The organism is Eudoraea sp., assembly GCF_049669105.1.
Classification (GTDB): Bacteria; Bacteroidota; Bacteroidia; order Flavobacteriales; family Flavobacteriaceae; genus Eudoraea.
The window spans coordinates 39039-48266 of record NZ_JBATKE010000208.1; the positions used below are offsets into that span (position 1 = coordinate 39039).

A 9228-nucleotide genomic window follows, 5' to 3' on the forward strand; every position below is an offset into this window, starting at 1 on the left:
AGAAAACTCCTTATTTCGCTACATTAACCGAACGGGTTTCCCGTATAACGGTAACTTTTACCTGACCCGGGTAAGTCATATCTGTTTGAATTTTCTGTGAGATTTCAAAAGAAAGTTGTGCAGCTTTCTCATCACTCACTTTCTCACTTTCAACAATAACCCTCAATTCCCTTCCTGCCTGAATGGCATAGGCTTTTTGCACACCTCCAAAAGCAAAGGCAATATCTTCGAGATCTTTTAGTCGTTGAATATAGGAATCAAGCACCTGTCGTCTTGCTCCGGGGCGGGCGCCACTAATAGCATCACATACCTGTACGATAGGTGATATTAAAGTCTTCATTTCTATTTCATCATGGTGGGCACCTATTGCATTACATACATCCGGTTTTTCCCCAAATTTCTCGGCCCATTGCATCCCTAAAATGGCATGCGGTGTTTCTACTTCGGCTTCCGTATTTGGTACTTTACCTATGTCGTGCAACAAACCTGCACGCTTGGCTATTTTAGGGTTTAAACCTAATTCTGCAGACATTACCCCGCAAAGTTTTGCTACCTCCCTTGAGTGCTGCAATAAGTTCTGTCCGTAAGAAGATCTGTACTTCATCCTGCCCACGGCTTTAATCAATTCAGGATGCAACCCATGAATGCCCAAATCAATGACCGTGCGTTTACCAACCTCGACTATTTCTTGTTCTATTTGCTTTTCAGTTTTTCGTACAATCTCCTCAATCCTGGCCGGATGAATTCTTCCATCGGTGACCAGCTTATGTAAAGAGAGCCGGGCTACTTCTCTTCGAACAGAATCAAAACAAGATAGTATAATTGCCTCAGGGGTGTCATCAACAATTATTTCTACACCAGTTGCAGCTTCCAGTGCCCTGATATTCCGTCCTTCCCTTCCAATAATACGACCCTTGACATCATCAGATTCCAGGTTAAATACAGATACACAGTTTTCAACAGCTTCTTCAGTTCCAATGCGCTGAATGGTATTTATGACGATTTTCCTAGCTTCCTGCTGAGCAGTAAGTTTAGCATCCTCCATCGTGGTCTGCAAATAAGCCATTGCATCTGTTTTGGCAGTTTCCTTCAGAGATTCGAGGAGCTGATCTTTTGCATCTTCCGCAGATAAGCCCGAAATAACTTCTAACTGCTGAATCTGACTTTTATGAAGTTTTTCAAGTTCAGACTGTTTTTTATCATAAAATTCAGATTTGTGATCGAGATCTTTAAGTTTTATTTCAAGCTGCTCATTTAGCTTTTTATTCTTAGCCAGTTCTCCACTAATCTGCGATTCTTTATCACGCGTTCGCTTTTCAGATTCCGCAATCTTTTTGTCTTTGTTGATGATTACCTTTTCGTGTTCTGCTTTTAATTCCAAAAATTTCTCCTTAGCCTGAAAAATCTTGTCCTTTTTAATATTCTCGCCTTCAATATTGGCGGTTTTTAAGATCGAATTTGCTTCTTTTTTTGCATTCGTCACAGTCTTTGATGCCTTACCTTTCTCCAAGACCTTTGCAACAATAAATCCTATCACCAAACCAACTAAAGCTGCTATTGCAATTGTTGTAATATCCATAACCTATTTTAATAATTAATACTTTTCTGCCCCTGGTTAAAGCATGAATGCAGCGCTTAAAAAGATCCGCGCAATCACTAAGTAATTTGACTTTAAAACTATTATTGCTAATCTCCTACGGGGAAAAACAAATCGAGATCAGGCCTCAAAATGATTCATAAAATCAATTTTAAATAAAAAAACCCACATTGGTGAAGTTCTGTACAAACTCCAATAAACAGGTTTAGGGCTAACAAGTTGATCAAGGATCCTTTACAAGAAGGCCTGCTTTTACAACCTAAACTCACCCTTTTCAAACAAATTAGTGTTGAGTTCGTCAAAAATTAAATACCAATGTGGGCAGTAACTTTGTATTATGTTAAAGAACTTATTTTATACTAAGCTTAGAGTTTACCAGCTGATCCAACGCCCTTAAACGTTCTGTAACTTCTTTGGTATCCTCTGTATTATCTATGCCTCTTTGTTCAATCTTAGAGGCAAACTGCAAGGCACACATAGCCAATACATCTTGTTTGTCTCTAACGGCATAATTTTGCTCAAATTTCTTGGCAAGCTGTTCTATATTCTTTGCGGCCTTTCTTAGTCCTTCTTCCTGACTCGGGTCAATGGTTAAAGGATATACCCTATCTGCGATAGAGAGCTTTATTTTCAGCTTCTCTCCCATATTTCTTAGTAACACTACTCAGCAAGTTGAGCTATACAATAATCCAACTCTCTAACTAATGTATTTATTTTGAGCTTTGCTTCAGTTTTATTATTATCACTGCCCAGCATTGAATTTGCAAGCTTGAGAGAATTATATCTTTCTTCCCATTCCAAAATGGTATTCCTTATTGTCTCATCCTCATTTTTAAGTGCAACAATTTCCTGCTCCAATCTTATTTTAGATTGATTTAGCAATTCTATTTTATGCAGAAGCTTGCTAATTTTATTTTCTAAGGAATCAACGATTTCAACCAATTCGCTCATATGCAAATTACAATACGTTCTATACAAAGTTAACACACCTCCAACGACTTCGCAATAGTTTTTGCAATTATTCTTTAAGTGATTCTTTAAATCCAATAATTTGGGCCATTCCGAAAATTAAAATAAATATTAAAGAAAATTATGGTAGTTAAAAGACCTTTTTTCCAAGTTTAACTCGTATTAATTAAATTCGCATCAACTTAGCAGCTATGAGAATACTTATTTTAAGTCTCCTTCTTCTTTCCTTTCTTACAGGATTGAGTCAGGACAAGTACCCCCTAAACACTTTCAGGCCTCCTTTGGACATACCCTTAGTCCTGGCTGGTACATTTGGTGAATTACGATCCAATCATTTTCATTCTGGTATTGACATAAAAACCCAACAGAGACAGGGATTACCGGTTTATGCTATAGGGAATGGTACGGTAACAAGAATAAAAATAGGCCTTTGGGGGTATGGGAAAGTTATATACATCGCCCATCCCAATGGTTATACTTCAGTATACGGACATCTTCAAAAGTTTTCTCCGGAAATAGAATCCTTTATTAAGAAGCTTCAATATGAGAAAAAATCATATGAAGTTGAAGTATTTCCGGATTACGGTGACCTTAAGGTCCTAAAAGATCAGGTAATAGCTTATAGCGGGAACACCGGAGGATCTTCGGGGCCACATCTGCATTTTGAAATAAGAAGTAGTATATCAGAAAAACCAACTAACCCGCTTCTTTATGGTTTAGAGGTGCGGGATGCTACCAATCCAACCCTTGTAAGCTTATTTGCTTATCCATTGTCTGAAGACGCACAGGTAAATAGAAGCAGCAAAAAGATTCAAATTAAATTCAACAAACAAAAGGATGGATCTTATCTGGCAGATAATGTATACGCCTCCGGAACAATTGGTTTTGGAATAAATACCTATGACAGGCAAGATCTCGCGGCCAACAAGAATGGAATCTATTCTGTACAACAATTAGTGAATGGAAAAATTTACACCGATTTCAATTTCGAATCATTTTCATTTAACGAAACCCGATATATCAACACTCTGATAGATTATGACCATTTTGGAAAATATAACGAGCGCATACAACGCTGCTTTATTGCTCCTGGAAATCGACTTGAAATATATAAACAAGTCTATAATGAAGGAAAAATTAATGTAGACGAAGGACTTTTTTACAAGGTGGAAATCCTTATAAAGGATCTGCAGGATAATCTTGTAAAATTAGTTATTCCTGTTGAAGGAAAAAGACAGCCGCCACTGGTAATTGAGGATGAATTGAAGACAGATTATTTTATTGTCGCCAAGCAGCCTAATAATTATGACCTGGGTGCTGCAAAAGTCTATTTTCCGGCAAATACGTTTTATGATAATTTTTATATGGACCTGCAAAAAGGTACGGATACGGTTGTAATTCACAATAACAGGATCCCGGCACACAAAAACTTTACAATAACTTTTGATGTAACCAAATACTCTCTGCAGGAACGAAAAAAATTGTTTATAGCCCGTCTCGACAAAAAAAATAAAGCAAATTATATGACCACTTTTAAAAGAGGGACAACCTTCACAACCAGAACCAGAAGCCTGGGGACCTATACCCTCGCACAGGATACAATTCCACCGAAAATACGTTCCAAAAACTTTAAAGAAAAGCAGTGGTTAAATAACTACCGTTATCTCAGTTTAATAGTCTCTGATGACTTAAGTGGCATTGAAACTTATTCCGCTACATTAAATGATGAATGGATATTAATGGAATACGAACCCAAAACAAAAACACTTACCTATAATTTTGACGATAAAATCCTAAATCAAACGCAATGTGAACTTAAAGTAATCGTTACAGATAACGTAGGGAATTCAAATACCTTTACCAGTAGTTTTTACAGAAAATAAACTTTTGAAGTGTTCTAAACTCTTATTCCTTCTTTCTTTTTTGGGTTCGCTTACTTTGGTGAGCGGGCAAAAGGCTTCAATTACAGGGGTGGTCCTGGGAATTAATGACGAGCCATTATCCAATGTAAATATCACCACCGAGGGTCATGGCACCTACACGGATTCAACCGGATTTTATTTATTGGAAGTAATTGCCGATAAAGAAATAACGATAATTTTCACTCATTTAGGCCATAAAAATGTAATCCTTGAGAACTTAATACTTAGCACAAATGAAACTTTTGAATTCAACCCGGTAATGAAAACTGATGTAATTCAGGTAGATGGCGTTGAAGTTACGGCAACCGGAGAAAAAAGCGCAGAAGGTATTACCACAATTTCCGCTCAACTTGTACGAAAAATTCCGGGAGCCAATGCAGGTGTTGAAAATGTGCTGAAGCTACTTCCAGGAGTTTCTTCTAATAATGAATTGAGCACTCAGTATTTTGTAAGAGGCGGGAATTATGACGAAAATCTGGTTTATATCAATGGTATTGAGGTCTATCGGCCTTTTCTTGTGCGTTCTGGTCAGCAAGAAGGTTTAAGTTTTGTAAATAGCGATATGGTCCAAAATCTGGAATTCTCGGCTGGTGGTTTTCAGGCTCATTATGGGGATAAGCTCTCTTCCGTTTTAGATATTACATATAAAAATCCAACTGAATTCGGATTGAATATAGGGGCTAGTTTTCTTGGAGGAGGAATTACACTTGAAACTTTATCTAAAAATAGCAATTTTTCCAGTGTAACTGGGCTCCGCTACAGAGACAATAGTCTTCTGGTAAATAGCCAGCAAACCAACACTAATTTTACACCCGCTTTTGCAGATTTACAAACTTATCTTACTTACCATTTCTCCAGAAAATTCAGTCTTAACTTTTTAGGAAATCTTTCTGTTAATGATTATAAAAATGTACCCCTTTCCAGACAAACCAACTTTGGTACAATTACAGATCCTAAGGCTCTTGTCGTCTATTATCAGGGCGAAGAAGATAATAATTATAAAACCAGCCTTGGGGCACTAAAGGCGGATTATTATGTAAATGATAATGTTTCACTAAGTTTTATAACCTCGCTATACCATACGACGGAAGAAGAGTATTCCGATGTCATTTCACAATATGAATTAGGTGAGATTGATACAGATCTTGGCAGCAATAATCTCGGTGAGGTAACTTCCACAAGGGGATTGGGCACCCAGTTTAACAGGGCAAGAAATGACCTTGACGCACTCATAGTGAATCTGGCACACAATGGCAAACTGAGTAATAACGGGGAATCCTGGGAATGGGGTATTAAATATACCCATGAGGACTTTAGAGATCAGATTCGTGAATCTGAGTTTTTAGACTCTTTAGGCTATTCTGTAAGGCCACCCACTGATGAGTTTATAAACAACCAACCGCAAGAACCTTTTAACACAGCAATAGTTCCTTACACATCCGTTTCTGCTTTGAATTTTGTAAAAACTAATCGTTTATCCGGATATCTTCAATATAGCCGAAGAACATTGTGGAATACCAATAACATTTATTATAACTTAGGTTTAAGAACCCAATATTGGACAGTTAGCGGGGAAGGATTTTCCAGTAATTCTCAGATTATTTTCAGCCCAAGAGGACAGTTTGCAATCAAACCCTCATGGAAGGTCGATATGTTATTTAGAATTGCCGCAGGGGTATATCAGCAACCCCCATTTTATCGTGAATTAAGAGATCCCACTGGTACAATTCAACCAGACGTAAAAGCTCAAAAATCTGTGCATTTTGTACTTGGAAACGAATATAGCTTTGAACTTTGGAACCGGCCTTTTAAACTGCTAAGTGAATTGTATTATAAGAATTTGACCAATGTAAATCCATATACACTTGATGATGTTAGAATTCGTTATGCCGCAGCAAATAATGCGAAAGCGTATGCTTATGGATTTGATATGAGAATGAATGGTGCATTTGTTCCGGGAACAGAATCCTGGGTAAGCCTGGGTTTCCTTAAAACTGAAGAAAATATAGATGACAGAGGATATATTTCAAGGCCAACAGATCAAAGATTTCAGATAGGCATATTGTGGCAGGATTACATCCCTACTATACCCAGTTTAAGGATGTATTTGAATCTTGTCTACAATACCGGAGTACCCGGAGGTTCACCAAGTTATGCAGATCCTTATAATTTTCAGAATAGATTAAGAGATTATAAACGTGCAGATTTGGGTATTTCCTATATTTTTGCAGGATTAAACAAACAATACCCAAAGGGCCACTGGTTATATCGCTTTGAAGAATTAAATATTGGTTTTGAGATTTACAACTTATTTAATAATCAAAACTCCATAACCAACACATGGGTAAGAGACGTGGACAGTAAACTGGAGTTTGCAGTTCCCAATTATATGACATCCCGTGTGTTCAACCTGAAATTAAGCATGCGTTTTTAGCTAATTTAGAATGAAAAAATTACTTTTTATTTCCCTTTTTGCCTGCGGCACTTTAATCAATGCCCAAAAAAATGTTTACGAAAGCAGTAAATTTGATGACCTAAGTAAGGATCATCATGTGCTGGCTATTATTCCGTTTTTCACCCATCTTTCATTAGAGGAAAATATTACCAAAGAAGAATCAAAGAAGTTAGAAAAAAAAGAAGGCTATGCCGTACAGGATGCCCTGGAGACTTATTTTGGGCTGGGAAAGAAAAAGAAAAAATTTACTGTAGATTTTCAAAATATTAAAAACACCAATGCCATACTCGCCCAAAATAACATTACTTACCATAATATAGACACGTATACCATTAAAGAACTTTGTGAAATACTGGAGGTGGATGCTATTATAAGTGGGAATTTGGACATAAATATCCTGATTTCTAAAGGAATTCCGGTTGAATTTAGCTTTATGGACTATATCCTTGGTGATGCTAATTACGGTCGAATCGGTATTAAAATAAGTGATGGAAAAACGGGTAAATTACTTTGGAAATACGAGAATGAAATCAATAAAAAATCAGGAAGAAATACAGCCGACCTGATTGATAAAATGATGAAAAGACTGGTGCGCAAATTTCCATATGACAAGGAAAGGTTAAGGATCAATAAAAATCCTAAGTCCGATTAAACTCTTTCAAAACCTCAACCACATAATCTACTTCTTCGCTTGTGTTATATTTTGAAAACGAAAACCTGACAGAGGGCTTTTCCAGTTCTTCCTCAGACAAAATTTCTGCAAGTACATGTGAACCACCATTGGCACCGGATTGACAGGCACTCCCCTCTGAGCAAGCAATCCCTTTAAGATCCAAATGAAATAGAAGCATTTGAGATTTCTCCTTGCTAAAAGGCAGGCAAACATTCACCAATGTATACGTACTCATTTCCAAGTTTCCCGAATATCCGTTAAATTTAACCTCGGGAATAGTTTCTTTGATTTTTTTAATAAAATATTCTTTTAGCCCGCAAATATATTTTTTTTCCTCTTCCAGATTATCATAGGCAGCAACGAACGCTTCTTTTAACCCGACAATATTGTGAAATGGTTCTGTTCCTGCCCGATATCCGCGTTCTTGAGAACCACCCAGTATTAAAGGTTCTAAATTGGAGTTTTTCCTTATAAAAGCAAACCCAACCCCTTTGGGGCCATGAAATTTATGAGCTGCGGCCACCATAAAATCAATTGGTGTGGTTTGTACGTCCCATTTGAAATGACCGATAGATTGAACTGTATCTGAATGGAGAAGAGCACCCTTGGATTTACATATCAATGCTATCTTATGAATATCTAAAATATTCCCAATTTCATTGTTTACATGCATTAGACTGACCAATTTTTTTGAATCATCTGCTACTAACAACTGTTCCAAATGTTTAAGGTCTGCATTACCAAAACTATCGAGGTCAACAAATTCAATATTGGTACCGAACTCCTTCTCCAGGGCCTCTGCCGTATGCAATACAGCATGATGCTCTATTTTTGAAGTAATAATAGTTTTTACTCCCATATCCCTGACTGCACTTCTTAAGATCATGTTATCTGCTTCGGTACCGCCCGATGTGAAAATAATCTCAGAAGGTTGGGCATTCAAATATTTGGCAATAGTCTTGCGCGCTTGCTCAATTTCCGTTTTGGCGCTTCTTCCAAATCCGTGTGTAGAAGAAGGATTGCCATAAGAGTTGACCAGGGCGTCCTGCATTTTTGCAATTACTTCTGCCCTAACGGGGGTTGTGGCGGCATTATCAAAATAGATCTTTCGCATGTACAAGTCGTGTATTGAGCAACAAGACCAAAAATAATCGAAATAAACTTAAACTCTTCATAAAATCAACTCAATGCACTAGGATAATAGCCTTAAATTCATTTAAATTTGAGGCATGAACAGGATATTATTACTTTTTATTTTGTGCTTCTTCAGCTCATGCGATGATGGTGATCTCATAATTGAAACGATAGATTTTAACGATACCAGTATCACATTCTGTGAATCTACCACAACTGTTAACAGCACGCTATTCTTTAAACTCAATACAGCCGAAGCTTTAATTCTTGAATTGCAAAGCGGCCTTTTAAAGAATGAAGTTTCTGCCGACACAATAAAGAGTGCAATCCCAGGGCAATCCATGTTAACATATCGGACTTTTTCCGACAATACGTCTAAAAATTATTTTTGTGATGCGGTACCGCCAATAACCCCTACCGTTGTTGAGGAGTTTGAAGGACAAGGTGGAGAAGTATTTATTACAACAGTGCAAAGTGA

8 protein-coding genes and 1 other RNA gene are annotated in these 9228 nt (G+C 37.2%); 4 read left to right on the top strand and 5 right to left on the bottom strand.

Annotated elements, in window-relative coordinates:
• Positions 1–10 precede the first annotated feature (10 nt).
• The 4 genes from rny to WBM60_RS16130 form a co-directional block, all read right to left on the bottom strand.
• Positions 11–1579, bottom strand: a complete 1569-nt coding sequence (rny, locus tag WBM60_RS16115; RefSeq protein ID WP_424262147.1) for a ribonuclease Y — start codon at positions 1577–1579, stop codon at positions 11–13.
• Positions 1580–1784: 205 nt separating this feature from the next.
• A non-coding RNA gene (ssrS, locus tag WBM60_RS16120) (6S RNA) lies at positions 1785–1892 on the bottom strand.
• A 54-nt stretch (positions 1893–1946) separates the two neighbouring features.
• The gene (locus WBM60_RS16125) at positions 1947–2243 is read right to left on the bottom strand and encodes a cell division protein ZapA (RefSeq protein WP_299163698.1); all 297 of its coding nucleotides are present in this window, start codon (positions 2241–2243) and stop codon (positions 1947–1949) included.
• A 14-nt stretch (positions 2244–2257) separates the two neighbouring features.
• Positions 2258–2548 carry a hypothetical protein gene (locus tag WBM60_RS16130; RefSeq protein WP_424262145.1) on the bottom strand — a complete coding sequence of 97 codons (291 nt, stop codon included), beginning with the start codon at positions 2546–2548 and terminating at the stop codon, positions 2258–2260.
• Between the two features lie 209 nt (positions 2549–2757).
• Between WBM60_RS16130 and WBM60_RS16135 the strand changes: the two genes are divergently transcribed.
• From WBM60_RS16135 to WBM60_RS16145, 3 genes are read left to right on the top strand one after another with little or no spacing between them, the layout of a single operon-like run.
• Positions 2758–4449, top strand: a complete 1692-nt coding sequence (locus tag WBM60_RS16135) for a M23 family metallopeptidase (protein ID WP_424276774.1) — start codon at positions 2758–2760, stop codon at positions 4447–4449.
• A 4-nt stretch (positions 4450–4453) separates the two neighbouring features.
• Complete coding sequence (locus WBM60_RS16140) at positions 4454–6922, top strand: TonB-dependent receptor (RefSeq protein ID WP_424262692.1); 2469 nt, start codon at positions 4454–4456, stop codon at positions 6920–6922.
• Positions 6923–6932: 10 nt separating this feature from the next.
• On the top strand, positions 6933–7595 hold the full coding sequence (locus WBM60_RS16145; protein ID WP_424262694.1) for a hypothetical protein: 663 nt from the start codon (positions 6933–6935) through the stop codon (positions 7593–7595).
• Here the strand turns inward: WBM60_RS16145 and WBM60_RS16150 are convergent.
• On the bottom strand, positions 7582–8730 hold the full coding sequence (locus tag WBM60_RS16150) for a cysteine desulfurase family protein (protein WP_424262696.1): 1149 nt from the start codon (positions 8728–8730) through the stop codon (positions 7582–7584). The genes WBM60_RS16145 and WBM60_RS16150 overlap by 14 nt on opposite strands.
• A gap of 115 nt (positions 8731–8845) precedes the next feature.
• Here WBM60_RS16150 and WBM60_RS16155 point away from each other — a divergent pair.
• A partial coding sequence (locus tag WBM60_RS16155) for a hypothetical protein (protein ID WP_424283327.1) occupies positions 8846–9228 on the top strand: 383 nt, incomplete at its 3' end.

Bases quoted from the DNA above. Each gene is read 5' to 3' on its own strand.
- WBM60_RS16150 (WP_424262696.1), bottom strand. From the start codon at position 8,730: ATGCGAAAGATCTATTTTGATAATGCCGCCACAACCCCCGTTAGGGCA.
- WBM60_RS16135 (WP_424276774.1), top strand. From the start codon at position 2,758: ATGAGAATACTTATTTTAAGTCTCCTTCTTCTTTCCTTTCTTACAGGA.
- WBM60_RS16125 (WP_299163698.1), bottom strand. From the start codon at position 2,243: ATGGGAGAGAAGCTGAAAATAAAGCTCTCTATCGCAGATAGGGTATAT.
- WBM60_RS16145 (WP_424262694.1), top strand. From the start codon at position 6,933: ATGAAAAAATTACTTTTTATTTCCCTTTTTGCCTGCGGCACTTTAATC.
- WBM60_RS16130 (WP_424262145.1), bottom strand. From the start codon at position 2,548: ATGAGCGAATTGGTTGAAATCGTTGATTCCTTAGAAAATAAAATTAGC.
- rny (WP_424262147.1), bottom strand. From the start codon at position 1,579: ATGGATATTACAACAATTGCAATAGCAGCTTTAGTTGGTTTGGTGATA.